Here is a 19,277-nt window from a genome sequence, read left to right on the forward strand (position 1 = left end):
CGCCTTAGACTCCCTGAGCATTGGTGAACCCGGTTTGTTCGAGATGAAGGTTAACCTTCCCGTCCCTGTTGCGTCCAGTTTTTATCATAGGACACCTTTTGGTGTCATGTCAACTTTTTTATAAACTCCACATGAAAACTGTAAGTAATTATTAATTTATGCCCCATTCGACCTTGTCAACGCGATAAAAAGCCTCGGCGCGATACGCCGAAGCTTTGGATCATGACTTAGTTTTGTTGTGTGTCAGGCCTGCTTAATTTTGCTACATCACATTTGGGCGCATACGGGGTCGCCTAGGTGAGGATGAATGACACACCCTAGACGCCTTTGTCATAATTATCTGACAGCTTCTCCCGACTTCGTCATGTTGGGATCGAATATTACTTGCTGTTTGCTGCCTTCAACTCGGCAACAGCTTTGTCCGCTTTCTCTGCCGTTTCGCGCAGCACGGTATTAAGATCTTTCTCGCCGCGGATCGCATCCAGCACCCCCGCCGCATAGACACGATCCACCTGCAGCTCATACGTCGACTTCCACGCGATCGGCGCCAGCTTGTTGTAATACGCGCCTTTCCAGTTTTTATCCTTAAACTGGCTTCCGCTGCCAAATACGGTTTTGATCGATTCGTCATTCAGAACGGACATCATTCCAATTTTCGAGTTGGCTGTCTGTGCCTCTTTGGACGCCAAAAATTTGATCACTTCCATCGCTGCATCTTTGTTTTTGGCCATGGAGGTGATGCTCATCGCAACGGCTGTCGCCTGTCCGCCGACGCCTTTCAACTCCGGGAACGTCGGTAGCGCAGCCATATCCCAGTCGATTTTCTCCAAGTCTTTCGGCACGGCCGCCGGGAACTCCGAATGGAAGTGCAGCATCGCCACATCTTGCGTATTCGTAAAGTTAAGACGGTTCGGGAGCGCTTTTTTCGCGATGACATAGTTTTTCATGCCGTTGTTCGCATCGGTATCGATAAAGATCGTCTGGATCAGCTTTTTCCAAGTCTCCCGCTCGAACGTCGATTTGCCGGTCTTCTCATCCAGATAAGAATCGGAGAACGGGGTCATTTTCAATGCATATTGCGGCGAACCGACAAAGCCCAAGTACTGTACATCGCCGTCCTTGCGCGTCAACTTCTGCGACGTCGCCTTCATCTCATCCCAGCTCATGCCGTCCTTGGGGTATGGAACGCCGAACTTGTTGAAAAGATTTTTGTTGTAAAACACCATCGGCACTTGCAGGCTGGTCGGCAGCATGTACAGCTTGCCATTGCCTGCACGGCGAATACCGTCTATGACAGAAGGCTCAAACTGGTTCAAATCGACACCGTGTTTTTTAGCCAAGTCGGTCATATCGTATGCAATGCTTGAATTCAGCAGCGGATCGAGTACGTAGTCGAAGACGTTGTACACAATATCCACCCGGCGTCCCGTCATGATCACCTCGGGAATCAAGGAGCCCGGCTCCTGGCGCAAGTACGAGATTTTGTAATCCGGGAACTTGGCACGGATCACATCGCCGAACTTTCCATTGAAGCTTTCTGCCGATTCGCCGGACGTGCTGTAGAAAATCAATTCCACAGGCTCGCTTGGCTTTACCGGCGGCGTTGGATCGCTAGCTCCTTCTTTCGGTCCCGTTTGCCCGGTTCCGGACGAACAAGCTGACAGCAGCGAACCGAGCAATACTGGAAAAACGACTGCGCGGTATTTCATTTTCATGTTGCTTGACCCCTTTACATATAGAATTGAATGCTTCGAAGCGCTTCCAATCCATCATAAAGGGTGCGCAAACGAACCTCCATTGGCTATATTGCCATTCGACAAGGCGATCCGGTCATCCGAAAAAAGTCCGCTGCAACTTGTAATGATCAACGATGCATATCCCTATATTTTCCCGGTGTCGTGCCCGTGACTCTGGTAAACAATTTGCTAAAAAACGCGACATCCTCGTACCCGACCATCTCCGACACGACGTTCATCTTCTCGTCCGTATCGACGAGCAGCCGCTTCGCCTTTTCCATGCGTACCCGGTGCAAATACTCGATCACCGTCGAGCCTTTGTGACGATGAAACAGACGGTTCAGCTGGCGCACCCCGATATGATACAGCTCCGACAACGTGGACAAAGTAATTCGCTGGTCATAGTGACGTTCCACATAGCCGCACATCCGCTGGACGAGCAGTTCGCTCGACGCGCTTCCACCTTTCGTCCGCTGCTCTTCCGTATAGTAACGGGACAGCAGGATGAACAGCTCCGTCATCCGCAGCTGGACGACCGCTTGGTAGCCGGGGCGGGCCTGCAGCAGTTCTTGGTGCAGCTCTTTCAGACCGGAACGCACCACATCCTCGATGGAGCCGCGCAAGTTCAGCTTATGGTGAAACCGCGCTTCCTTGTTCAGAAACGGCTGTACATAGAAAAAGTCCAGCGCATCGGACAGACGCAATTCGCGCAGCAGTGAAGTCGGTATAAAACCCGGATCGAACAAGCAGTTCGTCACAATGATCTGCTGACCGTCCTGGATCGCATAACCGTGCACTTCGCCCGGATTAATAATAAAAATGTCGCCTGCCCGCACCTCATACGAAATATCTTGAAACAGGTGAGTCGCTTGCCCGGACTCCACATAGATCAATTCCACAAATTCATGCCCGTGAAGCGGCGGAATGTCATGCTTGTCGTGACGGTTACGCTTGATCCAGAATGGAAAATCGCGAGGATGTTTGTAATAGGACATCGTTTTGATCTCCACTTTGCGTCCCTCCTCCGTGACACCTTCATTCCTTGAAGTCCCTGTCTATTGTACCACAATTTGGTCCCCGGGCCAGGCGCGGAAGCGGCAAACAGAGCTGCCTCCTCGTCATGTGCGATGATCGACGGAGACAGCTCTGCTGATGATTCAACGTGACGATGTTCATACATCGTGCATCGCCCCGGATTCAGATCGTATCCGATAGCGACCATAAGCCGGCAATGTTTGCGTTTGCTGCGTACCGTTCCTGCGGCTCGACGATCCATTGCGTTGCCGCCGCTGCGCCGTTTCGCTTCAATTGGTCCGCACCGCTTACCTTGATCCGTACTTGACCGCCTGCCTGCGAGGCGTTGACAATCGTATACGTCAAACCAAGCGATACCGCCGAAGCGGGCAATTCCACATCGAGCACGCCCGTCGCGGTCTCAGGCAGGCGCAGCTCGTATCCGGCCCACATGCCTGTCGTACAGACAAGCGGCTGATCCAGCAGCTTCAACGGGCGATCGCCGGTATAGCGAACGGTCACGCCGCCCGCCTCATTGACCCGCACAAATCCTTTGTTCCCGTCCAGGTCGTTCTCTCCGAATCCGTCCACAATCGTCAAACGCTGAATGGATGAACCCGGAGCCGTCTGCATCCAGAACGGCGCCTTCATCTTCGGTGTCGTGCGCGTATCGACGGCTCGGGGACGAATAAGCGTAATGCGCCCGGTGTGCGTTATTCCTTTGGCGACATCATCCGCGGTCAAGGTGAGAACGAACGCGCATTGCAGCGTGTAGCTGCTTCCGGTTACCCCTTCCTCATTCGGGTCCTGCACCATCACATCGGAAGCAGTGACAACCGGGGCATGTTTTCCCCAACGGCCCCATTCAACACCTTTGCGTTTGGGCCGCACAATCGTTGCCGTCTCGATCACGATTTGCCCGCGAATTGTTTTTTGCAGCTCGGCCGCGCTGCTTGGAGCCGGGTTGTTAAATTTGATCGCGCCTGTCGGACCATCGTCCATGGATCGATAGTTCGAAACGTACACATTGAAAAACGGGTCCTCCACAACGGAACGGGATAAGAAACCGGGTACGATCTCAAGGCCACCCATCTTGTTGTTACGCGTCGTAACATCGATCAGGGACACATCGATATAAGCTTTTGCCTGCGCATTGGGTTCAATATCGATACCGAACGCCGGACCCATCCAGGCGATATTCCCCGTATTGCGATACTCCCCGCCAATCACACGGCAACAGCGCGCCGCGGTAATCGACAAGCCTTGTCTTCGGTTGGAATCGGCAATACAGTTTTCCAGCGTTATATGCTCCGGAATCGGTAAAGTCTGGTTCGTGGGATAAACCCCGATGTAATAGCCATCCCCCCAAAACTTCTCTGCCACTCCGTCTTGAATCGTAATATGCTTCGCCCCGGAAACGATGTAAAACCCGAAGCCCCATTCGCCGCCCGTGCCCGAATGCGTCGTACCCACATCCCCAATAACCCGCGGGTTATACATCGTCACATGTTCGCGGCCTTGAAAATTAAACAGCACATACTCCCCGTTCGCGCTCCCCTTTGCCTGAAAGCGGAACTGTCCGTCAAACCAATGGATGCTGAAGCTTGGCGGGAATATGCCGCCGGCAAATTTGGACGACGGATAGTTCGGATCGTCGCAATCAATGATCGGAGCCATATCTCCCGTGTACGTGTATGTCTTCGCATTCTTTGCATACGCCGCACGAACACGCGCGGTACAATCGACGCCGGACTGGACGCCGACTTGCTTCATATCGATGCCGTTCGATAGATCCATCACGGCGACTTTTCCTGCTGTGCTCAACGCATGATCCACAAATCCATCCGGTGTCCCCGTGTAGCTCGTACTCGCTATTATGCGATAGCATGCGCCTCCCCCGTCGCCCGAGGCGTAGTAGCCGCGCGTCATGACCCATTGTCCATCATCCACGCTGCTTAGCAGCAGCATCTGTGCAATCGTGTCCACTTGCATACATGACGAGCTTGCCGCTTCGGCGCGAACAAGCGGCAGCATGCTCCCTGCCAACACCGTGCCACCTGCAAGCCCCAACGTTCCAAGCAATGCACGTCGACTCATCTTTTGTCTTTCCAACTTTTGCACCCCGTCTCCTATTGGATTTGATCCATCAGCGTCCATATGCCTACGATATTGGCCTTTACCGTATAGATCTCCTGCGCATCCGCGATCTGTTGCGTACTGCCTGCCGCCCCGTTTCGCTTTAACTGGTCCGATCCGGTCGCTTTGATCCGCACTTGACCACCCGCTTGGGACGCATTGACAATCGTATACGTCAAACCAAGCGATACCGCCGAAGCAGGCAATTCCACATCAAGCACACCCGTTGCTGCCGCAGGCAAGCGCAGCTCGTACCCTGCCCACGTCCCCGCCGCACATACAAGCGGCTGATCAAGCAGCTTCACCGGACGGTCTCCCTCATAGCGAATGGTTACACCTCCCGCTTCATTGACACGAACAAATCCTTTGTTGCCATCCAAATCGTTCTCCCCGTATGCATCCACAATCGTCAACCGCCGGATGGACGAACCCGGCGCTGTCTGCATCCAGAACGGCGCCATCATTTTCGGTGTCGACCGTGTATCGATTGCTTTCGGGCGTATCAAGGTCACTTTGCCAACCGTCGTCATGCCTTTCGTCACATCGTCTGCAGCGATCATCATGGAAAAGGCACAGCGTGCATGATAAGACGAACCGCCAACGCCATTCATGTTCGCATCCAATACCGTAACGTCCGATGCAATCACCTCCGGCGCAGTATGGACCCATCTGCTCCAATCGACGCCCTTAGCGGCGGGACGCTCAATCGTTGCTTTGTGAATGACAATACAACCGTACAACTTGCGATTGATATTAATGCTGCCGGATAAGTCCGGATAAGCAAACCGCATCGCGCCGACATTGCCATCTTCGACTGAACGATAGTTGCTCACATAGACGTTGTAGAACGGCAGCTCCGGCAGCGGCGACGACAAAAAGCCGGGTACGAACTGCAAGCCGCCGCGTGCATTGCCTCGTGTCGCGACATCGATCAACGACACATCGATATATGCCTTCGTTTGATTGTTCGGCTCAATATCGATGCCATAGGCAGGGTTTGCAGAAGCAATTTTTCCAGTATTGCGATACTCGCCGCCAACGATACGACCATGCTTGACCGCCGTAATGGATAAGCCTTGTCTTCGGTTGGAATCGGCAATACAGTTTTCCAGCGTAATATGCTCCGGGATCGGCAAATTCGGATTCGCGGGATAAATCCCGATGTAGTAGCCATCGCCCCAGAACTTCTCTGCCAATCCGTCTTGAATCGTAATATGCTTCGCACCGGAAACGAGGTAAAACCCGAAGCCCCATTCACCGCCCGTGCCCGTATGCGTTGTACCAACATCGCCAACAATCCACGGGCGATACATCGTCACATACTCGCGGCCTTGAAAATTAAAAAGAACATACTCCCCGTTCGCGCTCCCTTTTGCCTGAAAGCGGAACTGCCCATCAAACCAATGGCTGCTAAAGCTTGGTGGGAAGATGCCGCCGGCAAATTTGGACGATGGATAGTTCGGATCGTCGCAATCGATGATCGGCGCCATATCTCCCGTGTACGTGTATGTCTTCGCGTTTTTTGCATACGCCGCACGAACGCGCGTGGTGCAATCGACGCCGGACTGGACGCCGACTTGCTTCATGTCGATGCCGTTCGAGATATCCATCACGGCGACTTTTCCTGCGGCACTTAACGCATGATCCACAAAACCATCCGGTGTACCTGTATAGCTCGTACTGGCCACGATGCCGTATAACGCACCTCCGCGGTCACCGGATGCGTAATAGCCGCGTGTCATCACGAACTGCACTTTCTCCGGATGGGCCAGCGCCTTCAGTGCAGTTATATCATCAACTACAATCATTTGTTCTTCTTTGGCAGCATGCACATCGCTCTTCGCAATCAGACTGCCCGTTACCAACATCACCCCCGCTACTCCTGCCGTGCCGAGCATCGCTCGACGGCTCATTATTTTGTTCTCCATCGCAATCTCTCCTTATGATTGAATGATCGTAAGCGTTTGCATATCATTAGCCTATCGCAGCAGTTCACCGCCTGACCATTGGCGATATGGACTTTGCGCAAGGCTATCTGGCCTTACATCTGGGCAAGAACGTGTATCGATAAAAAAAAGCCGCGTTTTACGCGGACTCGTATCCATATATGTGTTGTTGTCTTCTGACTGCTAGTAACAATTGACTTGAATGTTTAGAATTTAACGGAAACGACAAAGCCTTAGTTCGGTATGCCGAACTAAGGCAGCTTGTCAGAGCGTATGTGACCTGATCCTGAACCTCGAACGTTTAGAGCTTGTCGTATCCTTTTTTGGGCTGGCCTTGATTTGTCGTTTTTTCCGCAACGCCCTCATCTTCCATTACCCGGCTTGATGCGTAAGCTTGCTTATCCTCAACGGCTTGGATAGCGATTTTGGCTTCCGCATATTCTTGTATTTTTGCAACTTGTTGGCCTTTGTTCAACAGGATCGCCTCCATTCACTCATAAGGTTCCCCGTTCGCTGACAAATCATGCGGGTTTCCAATATTTTACACTTTTTTGCGTCAAACTATTTCTACACAAAGGAGGGAATACGTTTCTTTTTGGAGAATCTAGATTGGAAAGGGGGGATTAAATCGATATCAAGAGTCAGGCACGCTAGTGTAGGTGAATTTTACTTTTTCATTTATATACATGTATAAGGAGAACAGAATGAACGAATATAAGGACTTTACTCAAAGATGGCTGGATTTGATCGGCAAGCCGGTTAATTATGATTTCAAGCATAATCTGCAGCTTATTCGCAAATTCGAGACGGCCGAATTTGATGGAGAGCTTTATGAGCAAGCAAACGGTCCGGGTACCGTGCAAAGGACGCTATTGATGCTTCCCAAAACCATCAACGAAAAATTGCCGGCGGTAGTCGTTCCGTTTTACTACCCCGACCGGGCGGCGGGATACGACCTCGACACACTTGAGCCGACGAACGAACCTAACAATGCGATGGCTCTACACCTGGTGCGCCGCGGATATGTTACGGTTACAGCGGAGGCTTATCACCTGACCTACCGGAACCTCGAACTTGAACGACAAGATTTCTCACGATGGCGGCTAACCGCCGACACTTTGCTTCACGACCACCCGGAGTGGACAGGCATTGGCAAGCTGATCGCTGATACACAACTTCTGGTGGACCTCCTGTGCTCAGACCCTAGAGTCGACAACGAACGTATTGGTATAGTCGGGCATTCGCTTGGAGGTAAAATGGCTCTATATACAGGGTGTTTGGATCCTCGTATCAAAGCTATCTTAAGCAGTGACTTCGGGATTGATTGGGATAGGACGAATTGGGCGGAGCCCTGGTATTGGGGAGAAAAGATCAATCAGCTTAAAGCCGCCCAAATGGACCATGCAGAGCTCCTCCGCATTAGCGGACTCAAGCCATTTATACTAATCGCGGGACTTTACGACAACGAAGATGCATTGGACTACTTAATGCGGGCCGGCTATTCCGATTCGTCGCGGTATCTCTTCATCAATCATGCAAGCGGACATCGTCCACCGTTGGAAGTTCTCGATCAAGCATACGATTTCTTACAAACATGCTTCTAACCATTCGAGGATAATAGGTTACCCTTTTTTATTGTCAAGAATACTCCCCATTTGTTGAACAAAGACAGCCGATCGTTTCTGACCGGCTGTCTTTGCGTTGGATGCACGTGCCCTTTTTATCGGGAAATAGATTCTAGTCTGCAAGCGATGGGTTACCCGTCCATACTTTAAATTCTCGGATAACATATCGTATATAAAAACATGGGTAACGTCTTTATTTATACAACTGCCAAGTCTGGGGGGATGGTTTACTTGAGGCTATGTAAAACCCGCAGAAAAAAGCGACACCGATTTCCGTGCTGTCCAAAAAAAAGAAAGGGGGTCCCACTAAAGAAAACAAGCAAAAAGCATAAAAAATGTAAGGTTATCCGGAAATTCATATGTATACGCAGGAAAAGAGTAACAGTAGCTGTTCCTGGCCCCCAAGGAGAGAGGGGATTTTCGGGCGAACGAGGGTTGCCCGGTGAACAAGGACCGTCGGGTCCCAGAGGCGAACGAGGGTTGCCCGGTGAACAAGGGCCAACTGGTCCCAATGGTAAAAGAGGGTTACCCGGGGTACAAGGGCCGCCAGGACCACTTCCGAAAATAATCATTATTCCGAAGGTAGGCAGATATTATTTTGTTCCGACTATAGATTTATTTTTTTCCGTCCCCGTATCAATTCCAGTGGATCAGTTTACGGACGATGACGAAAAAAGCACCGCTGATTTTCCAGGTATTGGCCCAAATAGCTATCATAATCTTTTTATCAACGGGATATTGCAAGGAGGCAACTCATACAGTGTTAGCTCGAATACTTTGACATTGAAGCCCGATGGAGGCACAATTTATGCCGGCACACCGATAACTTTAGAAATCATTCATTTTCTGGCACATGTCTCATAATACGCGATCCTATCACTAATTCTTTAGCCCCTCCCTATTTCCGTGGTTGCAGTAACTATTAATGGAGAAAGGAGGTGAGTAAGGTGGCCATTATCAAACCTTTTATAGCCTCGAGACGATTTGCCTCTACAGCAGGAGCCGGAACCGGTACGGGCGCGACTTTTTCCATTGCCGCAACAGCCTTTACTACAGACGCTGGTACAGCCGCCGCGGCATTTCCGGTTCCTACGTACTACAACCTTTATATTAACAGCATGATTCAAACCGGCGATACCTCGACAATCACTACGACAGCGATCACCATACCAGGCGGCGACGCACTTGACCCCGCAGTGCCCATTATCGTTGAAATTGCGGTAACTTAAATCCTCCGATCGACCCGAATCCATTCTCCGGATTCGGGTTTATTTGTCACAAGGAAAATTTCTCGCTCCAACAATGTTATATGTTCCAGTCACTCACATTCATTCAGCCATTGAACTCCTTTTCAAAAGCACGAATGCACTTACCTTCTTTGGAAGTGTCCAATACCGCAAAGTGGATTTCCGCAAACAGAAGTCCCAAGCCTTCATCCTGCAAAAGCTCCCGCCACCACCCGGCCACCTTCAACGGATCGTTCCGGAATACTCCACAGCCGTAGGCACCCAAGATAAGGTTCTTATCGCCTTTATGGGCGAATACCGCCAGAACCAGTCGCATCCGGTCTTTCATCACGCGTTCCGCCTCCCGGGAGTCCTCTCCCTTAAGCAGCACCTGCCCATAGTTGACGGCAGGCAGCGTCAATACCGAAGCGGTCACCGGCCGCGATATTAGGTCGAACCGCTGGTCGCGGAAAAACACCACGTCCGGCGAATAGATGGCGTGATCGGTATACATCATCGATTTACAAGCCCGATTCGCTTTATAATAGATTTCGTTGCGCAGCTGCGTTTCATATAATCCACTGGAAGCCGCCAAGCTTTCTTCCTGAGCCATCGCCCCGTTTAAGAAGCCTCCTCCGGGATTTTTGGCGCTGGCAAAGTTCAGTACGCCGACGCGCTTTTTCCCTGCCTCCGCAAAATCGATAACCGCCTTCACTGTGGCCTCGTTGGCAACGGAACAAGCGGCTGTTTGCAGTTGCCCAGTCAGTCCGGCAATTCCGCGTACCAGCTCCTCTCCTTGTTCCGGCGTAATCAGCTCGCTGTTCTCCTCCGAATGTTTTTGCGCAGCGGCGAATTCTACCCGGCGCCCCTCATATTCATAGAAGCCTTGCCGCTGTATCCGCAAAGTTTCCTCGGCAATTTCTTTTCGCTTCATTTCCTTTCCCTTCTTCCATCATCATCGATATTCCTCCATATTTCTCCTGTACAAGCGGGAAGGACGGTGTCCCGCATTTTCCGTGTAATAATCGGTCTCCTCCACAAGATCAACCACTTTGCGCCGGAAAGCGGCTTTCAGCAGCTCTTTGTCCAATATCACCTCGTAAACCTGCTGCAGCTCCGTCAAGGTAAACAGCTGCGGCATCAAGTGTAGCGCAATATCGGTATAATTCACTTTTCCCCGCAGTCGCTCAATAGCGCAGGCTATAATCTTGGCATGATCGAAAGCCAATCCTTCATTAGATACGATGGAGTATACGGTTGAAGTCGAAGTCGGCTTGGACGTCACCGTCCGATCCACAACTGCCGTAAGCACTTCTTCTTCGTTACTTAGCTTGAGCTCGTATTCCAGCGTTTTCACATATCCTTCCTCATAATGCTCTTTCCGCTCCCGCAGAAGCCGATAGGTTACCTTGAACCAGGCGGCATAGGTTGCGTCATCCCCTGCTTTCAGCTGTACCTGATCGCTGTTGATCAAGGCCATATAGCTGCAGCTCATCACCCAGGTGCGGGGATCCCGCCCGATATCGCTAAACGTGTACAGCTGCTCCAAATAAATGTCATCCACGCCGGTTTCCTCGCGCAGCTCCCTCGCAGCGGCCTGCTCGGTCGTCTCGCTCGGCCGGACGAAACCGCCGGGAAGCGCCCATTTGCCGAGGAACGGGTGCCCTCCCCTTCTTATGAGCAGAATTCGCAGTTCTTTTTCCGGAAGCTTGCGGTAGCTGTCGGCCTCCGTGTTCGTGACGGTGAAAATGACCATATCGGCAGCCACCGAAGGCCGCTCGTAATCCCCGGCCCGGTAAGTCTCTAAAAATTCGCGTTCCGTAAGTCCATCGCGATCCAACAAATCCAACGTCCATGCCTCCTTTGTTCTATAGATTTTGAATATGCTAACCGTTCAGTTCCCCGAAATAGTTCCGGTAGGGCTCGAACTTAGCCAAAACCTCGTCTACTTTGCGCATGCGCTCCTCTAGGCTTCCCCGAAGAGTGATAAAGGTAATTCGACGCTCCTTCAAATCCGCAATGATTTGCTTGTGGAAAATATGCCGCTTCTGGTCCCCGCTGCGATCCCATGTATCCTCGTAAGGAATATCATCGTCGCACAGGAAAAACAGATCGTAACGCTGCGCGTTTTCCAGGGCGATCCGGGTTAAGCGTTCCGGTGCCCGGCCTTGGTAATCCAGGGCAAACATATATGTGGTAATCGCATTGGTATCGACAAACAGATACCGGTTCGCTTTCAGTAAAGCCTGCTCTTCCCGCTCGATATGGCCCACTGCGATTTCATCGAACGCTTCCAGGCCGATTCTACGATCAACCTGATGCTCGGTCCAATAATCGCGCCCGTATTCGCTCGCAAAGGTTGTGCGATACCGCCGCGCCAGCGCTTCGGTGATTGTGGATTTGCCGGTAGACATCGCTCCCACAAACACCACTTTCGTGATTAAATCCCTATACACGACATCACTTATAAATTCGCGGTGCTTGAAAGGATCGGAACGGACCATTGTAGCCGAAATCGGTACCCGCTGACGGGCTTCATCCACCCGCCGGTCCACCGCGCCTAATGCGACACTCATATGCTCCCCGTAAAACTCGCTGGAGTAAAAATGCGTCACTTGCTCGCCCTTCAGAAGAGCCAGTATATATTGTTCTTCCCGAATCTCGTGCTCCCGGTCGTTCGAATACCCGTCCGGGCCGTCCCAGGCCTCGATCACCCGGACCGCCGGATACAGCTTGCGAATCCAGTTCGCCCGAATATGAAGCGGAATCGGAGTCACCGTCGTCTCGTAGATTACCACAATCAATTCATCGACCTCTTGCAGCGCAGTTTCAATCATGAATTGATGCCCTTTATGCAGCGGGGCAAACTTCCCGAGCGTTAATCCAAGTGTCTTCATGCCGACACCTCCCTGGTCCCTTTGCTCCAATTGTAGTAGCCGTACACCGCGTTAACCAGATACGCGCTCCACATGACGATCATCAGCAACCCTTCTCCACTGCCTTCCAGCATCCGGATCACCCATAGCAGTACCGTGAACATATTCAGAACAATATAGACGAGCCACTGTTCCTTGAATCTTCTGACCATTAAAACGGTGGCCACGATGGATAATACGGTCGTAATAGCATCGATATATGGCGAGTTCTGCCCCGGGATGTAAGATAGCCCGCTTCCCAACAGCAGGCAGCCTGCTATACAGACTGCTCCTACTTGAAGCAGACCCTTAGGCTCCATCCGGCGCATGGATAATTTGCCGTCTTGGCGGTTATTTTTCCACATGTAGAAGCCAACGACATTCATAGGTACAAAGAATAGCAGATTCAGCATGACCTCTCCAAATAAACCGTTGACATAAGCCAAGTATGCGTAACCGACCGTATTATACATCCCGAAAACATAACTCATCAGGCTGCCTTTCGCCGCGAGCACCACACATAGAACCCCGGTGATAAAGACCGTAAACCCCAGCAAGGAATCTTTAGAAATAACCGTAAACCCGACGGCAATCGATGTAAACAAAGCCAGCCAGGCTATTTCAAACAAGTTCCATCCTCTCCATGTTGTATTCACTTGGATCCCCTCAGCTTTCATTCAATTTTATCTTAGTATCATATTGATAATAACAATTTATTAATATCAAAGATAACAAAAAAGCAAGGTAGATGCAAGTAAAACATGAAGATGCATCCCCCTGCATTTGTCGAGAAATACCACGACAACGAAAAAAAGAGATGGATCGGATCCATCACCGCGCTGTCGAGCCCGTTAGTGAATCATTCCGTATAAAGTTCCATCTTACAATTTGGCTTGAGAAGGCTCGTGCACCATAAACAAATTTCCGTTCGGATCGGTAAACCGGCAAAACCGACCTAACGTCCCGGCGTCTTCGATCTCGCCAACAGCGACGCCCGATGTTCTCAGGTACCTATGTAGCTCGTCCATTTCTTTGACTCGAAATCCGATAAAAGGAGTGACTTCATCGCCTCGATACACGTTCAAGTTCGTTCTGATTTGCGATCGCCACATCAGAAAGTTTGGACCCGGCTCTCTGTCAAGAAAAACAAGATCCGGATTGCCCGGCAACGTCTTGTTGAAGCCCAAGATGTTTACGTACCAATCTGTTGTCTGTTCCAAATCATAAACCGGCATTTCGATGTAGCGGATCCCTTCGACCAGCGGATCATCTTCCCTACTTACCGCGTCAGGTAGTTGATGCACCATAAAAAAATTGCCATCCGGATCGTCAAAGTAAAAGAAAAGACCATGCCCATAGCTAACGATCGGCTCAAGCGGTACACCACCCTCCTTCATATGACGATGAAGCTCTTCAATCCGCGTCGTTCGAAATCCAGCCGCCTGTTTGCGCTCATCCCCTAGATAGAACGCCGATCGTGCAGGCTGGTTCGTACCGGGCAGCAGCACGTTCGGCCCTTCCGGAAAGTCGATAAAACCGAGATCGTCATGCGGTTTTCCCGATATTTTCGCTCCAAGATGCCGCTCGTACCAAGCCAGCGATTCGTCCATCCGGGTTACCGGCAAATGTAAGTAGGCGACATGTCCCTGAAAGCCTTCTTTTGTCATTTACATCCACTCCTTTTATGGCATCTTTTTTTATTGCAGTTTGATCGATTGAATCTTTTCTTGTTGCTCTGCTGTGGGATACAAACGATACTTATACGTTCGTAACATGGCCGTTCATCTCCCGCGTCTATGATACCACAGAAATGGGAACAAATGTTTGTTTTGTCAAAGAACTTGAAATGAAAAAAAGCCGATGACGGAGTTGTCATACGGCATAATGTTTCACGGCAAGGCAAAATTGGACCCAATGGTTCTATAGAAGCGCTTTTTGTAAAACGATTCGGTGACGCACAATCCATGATGCGGCTCGTGCTCTCCAAGCCAATCCCCATAGTGGACCATGACAGTTCGGAGTAACCTGCTTTTCGATAGCTTCTTCAGCAGTTTCACGTATAACTACTTCCAGGATAAGGTCGAACAATGAACGTCGTTGGATCGGATCAACGCCATAAGCATCAACCAGAAGGCGAAGTTGTCGCGCTCGCACATCAAGTGAAGGGAGCCCAACCCTCTCGGCTACGTCGTCGTCATGAAGCTGGGGAAACAGCCAGCACACTCGCGCAAGTTCTACCATCGGATCAATAGGACCGGCAAACTCCCAATCTATTAAGGCGAAAGGAAATCCTTCTCTTGTTACCATATTCCAAGGTGCAATATCACCGTGACTGAATACATAATGAGGTCCGCCAAGATCTCTCAAGAACCATGGCTTCCATACGGCATCGGCGGCAGGCTCGAACATCGCGGTCGCGTCATGAAGTCTCCGCAGCATCTTACCCACTTCCACGATTGCGTCATCGCTCCATGGACCGGGGTGTACGAACTCCCCTTCTATAAAGCTCAGCATCTCTCGGCCCTCCGTATCTAGCCCGGAACCGATAATGGACGGGACTGACGTGAAGCCCGCATTCTTTAAATGTCGTAGTAATGAAAACACGTATGTTGTCCATGGACCGGAAGGCCTAAGCACTATGTTTTCCTTTCGAGAAACGGACTTGTCTACAGACAATACGACTTCTTCTTCGTTCCGTGAATTTACTTCGGCACGATCGTTCAAAAAAAGTACCCCTCTCGCAGTTAAGGGGATTCCCGCAGTTTATCGGGCCACGATGCGAACTCCCCTCGATTGATGTCCCTCTATTGCTGCGACTTTGCTAACCATATAACCGCCTCCTCCAATGATTTCCTAAATGATACCATGCGCGCGTTTTTCTTAGCAAATATGTTGCCGCGTTTTGCGGCTCTTTGTTTCCATCCAATTCGGTCAAAGTTTAGACGGTAATCCAACCCGTCCCAATGCTGAACAACCTGCGGAATTCCCCCGCCGTTCTCAACGTAATAGAAGCGCCGCCCCCGTCGATCGGCTCGGAGCCGGTTGTTTGGATGTGGACCGCATTCGCGCTGGGACCGAGCTTTTTCACGACAAACTTCATGCCGGCTGCGTCGGAAGCCTGAGGCAGCGTAACGACGATCGGCTGCACCGATGCGTCGGCAATAAGCTGGCTGTCTCTGCCGTCCAGGGTCGTATCGGCCGTCACCGTACGGTACGGCAGCTTGACGTGAGGCGCGGAGAGCGGAAGCCAGCTGCCCCTGCAGTTCGAAATAAGCCAGCCGCCGTCGTCCCGCCCATGCAGTGTCAGCGAGTCGCCGATATCGGCAGACGATACATCCCAACCGGTGCCGAATGCGGACATAATAACGTCGCCGCTCTGCGGTACAAGCCGGATCGCATGGGCCGCTTCTACGCGGAACGTATAACCGAATCCTTCCCGGGCCGGCGGAAGCGCAAGTTCGATCGTTTCCGTTGCACCGGCATTCGTAATGACGCCTCCGAGCCAGTTCAGACTGACCGTTCCGGATGCGGATACCGGATACACATAGGGCGACGACTGTTCCACGCGAATATTGCGGGTATTCTCATCGAATTGGAACGGACTTACCGTATGCCCGATCGATTCGCATTCCCGGAACACCAAATCCTTGACCTCAAAGCCTTCGTAGCCGTACGTGGCGAAGCCCCGGCGAATAAGCGACGGACTGCGGTCGTCGATGGAGCGGCAGTCGTAAAAGTGCGAATTGCCCACGCTCGCTCTCGCTTCCGACGTTACCGAGCTGATAAAGAACGACGCCGCGTACGAATAGGCCGCTCCCGTTCCGTTGTTGACATTGCAATTATACGCCGTACAACGGACATAAGTCGTGCGGACGCTGTCGGCCGAGCTGGACAATTCGAAAAATCCCGACCATTTCTCGTACTCGGCCCTGCAGTCGATATATTTCACTTCGCCTTTGGCGGCGGCCGAGCCGTCCTTGCCGTACACGGTCGCGAACCCGAAGGCGTTGTTGCGGCTAACGCAGTTCTGGAACACGATGTCGACCTGCTCGCTCGCGGGACTTAGCTTCTTGATCATCGTCATGAAGCCGCGAGACTTGTTCCCTTCGGCGACGCAATTGACGAAACGGATATTGCGCAGTCGGTCGCCCGGATGATTCGGCTCGATATCGACTCCGGCTTGCGGGGCCGTGCCGATCGTGTTCGTAAAGCGGCAGTTGTCCGCAAGCAAGCCGTCCGCGGAAATGATCGACATCCCTTGGCGCCTGTTGTTGTCAGCCTGGCAGTTTACAAACACGATATTGCGGCACACCGTGTTCACGGACTGATAGGCACCGATATAGAAGCCGTCTCCGCCGGAATCGTTGGCGTTTACATGCTCGATCGTGATGTTGGACGATCCGCTAATATCGAAAATGTGGGCATGCTCGCCGGTGGTATAGGCGGCTTTGTTCATCCGCAGTACGGCGCCGTTGCCGATGATCCGCACGTCGCTGACGTCGAGCAGGCGGAACAGCTTCTCGTACGGAGCCGTCACGCTCAATGTATCGACGGCTTGCACGATCGTGCCGGCTTCGAATTCGACGGTCGTACGGCTCCGAATGAACAGCTGATGGCTCAAATAATAGCCGCCTCTTTGCTTCGGGACGAATAGCTTGCGACCCGCCGCCGCATCGAAAGCCGCCTGGAACGCAGCCGTATCTTCCGTGACGCCGTCGCCCTTCGCTCCGAACCATTTCAGCGATATCATGTCGTCATACAATCGCTTGTAGCGGCTCCCGTCCGTCGACACGACTACGGTCCCCGTATTGTCCGCCGATACCGTGTCGGACGAATCGAACACAAACCAACCTTCTTGTCCCGGATCGGTTACCAAGTATAATACCTCGGCTGTCGGCGCCGGTTCTGTCCGTAATTCGGCCAATGTTACCCGCTTGCAGCAGCAGCCGGCCCCGCCATCGCCTCCGTACACCGAGCTTGTTACCGAGGCGCCCGCAGCGACTTGCTCCAGACTCGCATGGCCTAACAGGCCCGCCGACGCCACGATGGCACCCGCCGCCCCCGCCTTCGTCAACAACGTTCTTCTGCTCCATTTCGAATCGGAGTCGTGATTGGTCATGGTTAGGTCCCTCCTTATAGTTCGGCGACCGCCTCCGAGCGACCTGCCGTTATTGCGCTCTGGCGAATTGCCGCATCATTTCGCTTTCTCGGCCTCGATCTGCTTGTTGATTTCATCCTCCGTCTCCCGAAGCGCGGTGTTCGCGTCTTTGCCGTCTACGGCGATGCCTCGTATCCCTTTGCGGACCATGGTCGTTTTGGCGATCGTATCGTAAATCGTCGCAGGAGCCGGCTTGGCGACCGTATCTTTGAAGAACGCCTGCAAGTTTTTCCCCTGCAAGCCGTCGATTCCGGCGCCGAACTCGCTCTTCGCTTTGTCGCTCTTGACGATCGGCAGCCGGCCTTGCCTCGACATGATCGTCTGCACCTCTTCGGACATCATATACTCGATCACCTGGAACGCCTGATCCTTGTATTTGCTAGTCGGGGGGATGGCGTAATACGGCGCGTTAAACTGGGAGCCCTTGCCCTCGAAGCCTTTGAAGTCCGGCAACGACACGACGTCCCAGTCGAAGCCTCCTTTGCCGGCGACGGCCGGCAGTTCGCTCATATAGTTCGGTCCGGTCCGCATCGCCAATGTTTGCTCCTTGATGAATTCGTCCTTCTCGGACACTCTCGTATTCAACGTATTGCCCGCAATCGCATGGAATGCCGTCATCGTGTCGAGCCAGCGCTTCCAGCCGTCATTGTTGACCGAAGCTTTCAGCGTGCCCCGATCGACGAAGGAGAGGCCGAGCTGGTTTTTGAACACGAGGTTCGTCTCCTCGAACCGGAAGCCTTTGTACTGCACGCCTCCGTCCATCCGCGTCACTTGCCGCGCCGTATCGAGCAAGCTTTCCCATGTCATGCCGTCTTTCGGGTATGCGGTCCCGAACTTGTCGAAAATCGTTTTGTTGTAAAACAGCGCGTTGTTGTTCAGCTCGAACGGCATCAGAATAAAGCGTCCGTCATTGTCCGAGAAGGAGCGGACGTTTTCCTCCACCCCTGCGGCGAGACGCGTCAAGTCGAAGCCGTGCTTTTTGATCAGCGGCGTCATGTCGGTGACGAGCTGCAATTCCTTCAGCTTCGTCACGCCGCCGAGCGAATACGAGATCAGATCGGGCACCTGGCCGGCGCCGACGACGTTCTCGATTTTGATAGTACCCCCTCCCACCGTCGTGTTCAGCTTAATATGCGGAAACTTCTTCGCCACGAGCGCTCCGATCTGATCGGCGAGCACGGCGGAATTCCCTTCCGTATAAAAGTTCAAGGTGACCGGCTCCGTGGACACCTCGACTTTTCCGGACTGCCTATCGGCGGGCGGCGATGTTGGCGTGGAACTGCCGACTCCTCCGGAGCATCCCGTCACCGCGACGGCAAAGCATGTAACGGCCAATAAGCGCAATCGTTGAGCAGACATTGTGAATCCCCCTCAATTGTAATCGCTTTCATTTTGTGGCCCACTTGTACTGACACATCGGCGGTACTTGCATCCGGCTTGCACGGTTCCCTAATTTTCGGTGAAAAAGTTACCGTTTTTTTCGATTTCCGCGTAGCTCCCCATTCTTTATGCTACAATGGG

General features: G+C 52.2%; 17 protein-coding genes. 3 read left to right on the forward strand and 14 right to left on the reverse strand.

Annotated elements, in window-relative coordinates:
- Positions 1 to 380 precede the first annotated feature (380 nt).
- From FE783_RS16675 to FE783_RS37585, 5 genes are all read right to left on the reverse strand, one after another.
- Complete coding sequence (locus tag FE783_RS16675) at positions 381 to 1,715, reverse strand: ABC transporter substrate-binding protein (protein WP_138880513.1); 1,335 nt, start codon at positions 1,713 to 1,715, stop codon at positions 381 to 383.
- Between the two features lie 149 nt (positions 1,716 to 1,864).
- A complete protein-coding gene (locus FE783_RS16680; protein ID WP_138880514.1) occupies positions 1,865 to 2,746 on the reverse strand; it encodes an AraC family transcriptional regulator in 882 nt (293 codons plus the stop codon).
- Positions 2,747 to 2,933: 187 nt separating this feature from the next.
- Complete coding sequence (locus FE783_RS16685; protein ID WP_138880515.1) at positions 2,934 to 4,847, reverse strand: hypothetical protein; 1,914 nt, start codon at positions 4,845 to 4,847, stop codon at positions 2,934 to 2,936.
- A gap of 32 nt (positions 4,848 to 4,879) precedes the next feature.
- On the reverse strand, positions 4,880 to 6,814 hold the full coding sequence (locus tag FE783_RS16690) for a hypothetical protein (RefSeq protein ID WP_138880516.1): 1,935 nt from the start codon (positions 6,812 to 6,814) through the stop codon (positions 4,880 to 4,882).
- A 319-nt stretch (positions 6,815 to 7,133) separates the two neighbouring features.
- A complete protein-coding gene (locus tag FE783_RS37585) occupies positions 7,134 to 7,307 on the reverse strand; it encodes a hypothetical protein (RefSeq protein WP_158301855.1) in 174 nt (57 codons plus the stop codon).
- A 229-nt stretch (positions 7,308 to 7,536) separates the two neighbouring features.
- Here FE783_RS37585 and FE783_RS16695 point away from each other — a divergent pair, with 229 nt between their 5' ends.
- The 3 genes from FE783_RS16695 (at position 7,537) to FE783_RS16705 (ending at position 9,686) form a co-directional block, all read left to right on the forward strand.
- Positions 7,537 to 8,436 (forward strand): alpha/beta hydrolase family protein, encoded by a 900-nt coding sequence (locus FE783_RS16695; protein WP_158301856.1) that lies wholly within the window; start codon positions 7,537 to 7,539, stop codon positions 8,434 to 8,436.
- 501 nt (positions 8,437 to 8,937) lie between these two features.
- Positions 8,938 to 9,321 (forward strand): DUF4183 domain-containing protein, encoded by a 384-nt coding sequence (locus FE783_RS38675; protein WP_274381450.1) that lies wholly within the window; start codon positions 8,938 to 8,940, stop codon positions 9,319 to 9,321.
- A gap of 83 nt (positions 9,322 to 9,404) precedes the next feature.
- Positions 9,405 to 9,686 (forward strand): DUF4183 domain-containing protein, encoded by a 282-nt coding sequence (locus tag FE783_RS16705; protein ID WP_138880518.1) that lies wholly within the window; start codon positions 9,405 to 9,407, stop codon positions 9,684 to 9,686.
- Between the two features lie 103 nt (positions 9,687 to 9,789).
- Here FE783_RS16705 and FE783_RS16710 read toward each other — a convergent pair whose 3' ends face one another.
- From FE783_RS16710 to FE783_RS16750, 9 genes are all read right to left on the reverse strand, one after another.
- The gene (locus tag FE783_RS16710) at positions 9,790 to 10,617 is read right to left on the reverse strand and encodes a TIGR02452 family protein (RefSeq protein WP_138880519.1); all 828 of its coding nucleotides are present in this window, start codon (positions 10,615 to 10,617) and stop codon (positions 9,790 to 9,792) included.
- A 21-nt stretch (positions 10,618 to 10,638) separates the two neighbouring features.
- Positions 10,639 to 11,532, reverse strand: a complete 894-nt coding sequence (locus tag FE783_RS16715; RefSeq protein ID WP_138880520.1) for an NUDIX hydrolase — start codon at positions 11,530 to 11,532, stop codon at positions 10,639 to 10,641.
- Between the two features lie 37 nt (positions 11,533 to 11,569).
- Positions 11,570 to 12,580, reverse strand: coding sequence for an AAA family ATPase (locus tag FE783_RS16720; RefSeq protein WP_138880521.1), 1,011 nt, complete (start codon positions 12,578 to 12,580; stop codon positions 11,570 to 11,572).
- A complete protein-coding gene (pnuC, locus tag FE783_RS16725) occupies positions 12,577 to 13,254 on the reverse strand; it encodes a nicotinamide riboside transporter PnuC (RefSeq protein WP_238403110.1) in 678 nt (225 codons plus the stop codon). The genes FE783_RS16720 and pnuC overlap by 4 nt, the downstream gene beginning before the upstream one ends.
- A gap of 225 nt (positions 13,255 to 13,479) precedes the next feature.
- Positions 13,480 to 14,265 (reverse strand): VOC family protein, encoded by a 786-nt coding sequence (locus FE783_RS16730; protein ID WP_138880523.1) that lies wholly within the window; start codon positions 14,263 to 14,265, stop codon positions 13,480 to 13,482.
- A gap of 30 nt (positions 14,266 to 14,295) precedes the next feature.
- Positions 14,296 to 14,373, reverse strand: coding sequence for a helix-turn-helix domain-containing protein (locus FE783_RS39000; RefSeq protein ID WP_138880623.1), 78 nt, complete (start codon positions 14,371 to 14,373; stop codon positions 14,296 to 14,298).
- Between the two features lie 145 nt (positions 14,374 to 14,518).
- On the reverse strand, positions 14,519 to 15,112 hold the full coding sequence (locus tag FE783_RS16740; RefSeq protein WP_238403111.1) for a phosphotransferase: 594 nt from the start codon (positions 15,110 to 15,112) through the stop codon (positions 14,519 to 14,521).
- A gap of 424 nt (positions 15,113 to 15,536) precedes the next feature.
- On the reverse strand, positions 15,537 to 17,717 hold the full coding sequence (locus FE783_RS16745) for a right-handed parallel beta-helix repeat-containing protein (protein WP_138880525.1): 2,181 nt from the start codon (positions 17,715 to 17,717) through the stop codon (positions 15,537 to 15,539).
- A gap of 75 nt (positions 17,718 to 17,792) precedes the next feature.
- On the reverse strand, positions 17,793 to 19,115 hold the full coding sequence (locus FE783_RS16750) for an ABC transporter substrate-binding protein (protein WP_138880526.1): 1,323 nt from the start codon (positions 19,113 to 19,115) through the stop codon (positions 17,793 to 17,795).
- Positions 19,116 to 19,277: the final 162 nt, after the last annotated feature.

The sequence above is a fragment of the Paenibacillus mesophilus genome (genome assembly GCF_005938385.1).
In the GTDB taxonomy this organism is placed as follows: domain Bacteria; phylum Bacillota; class Bacilli; order Paenibacillales; family NBRC-103111; genus Paenibacillus_AB; species Paenibacillus_AB mesophilus.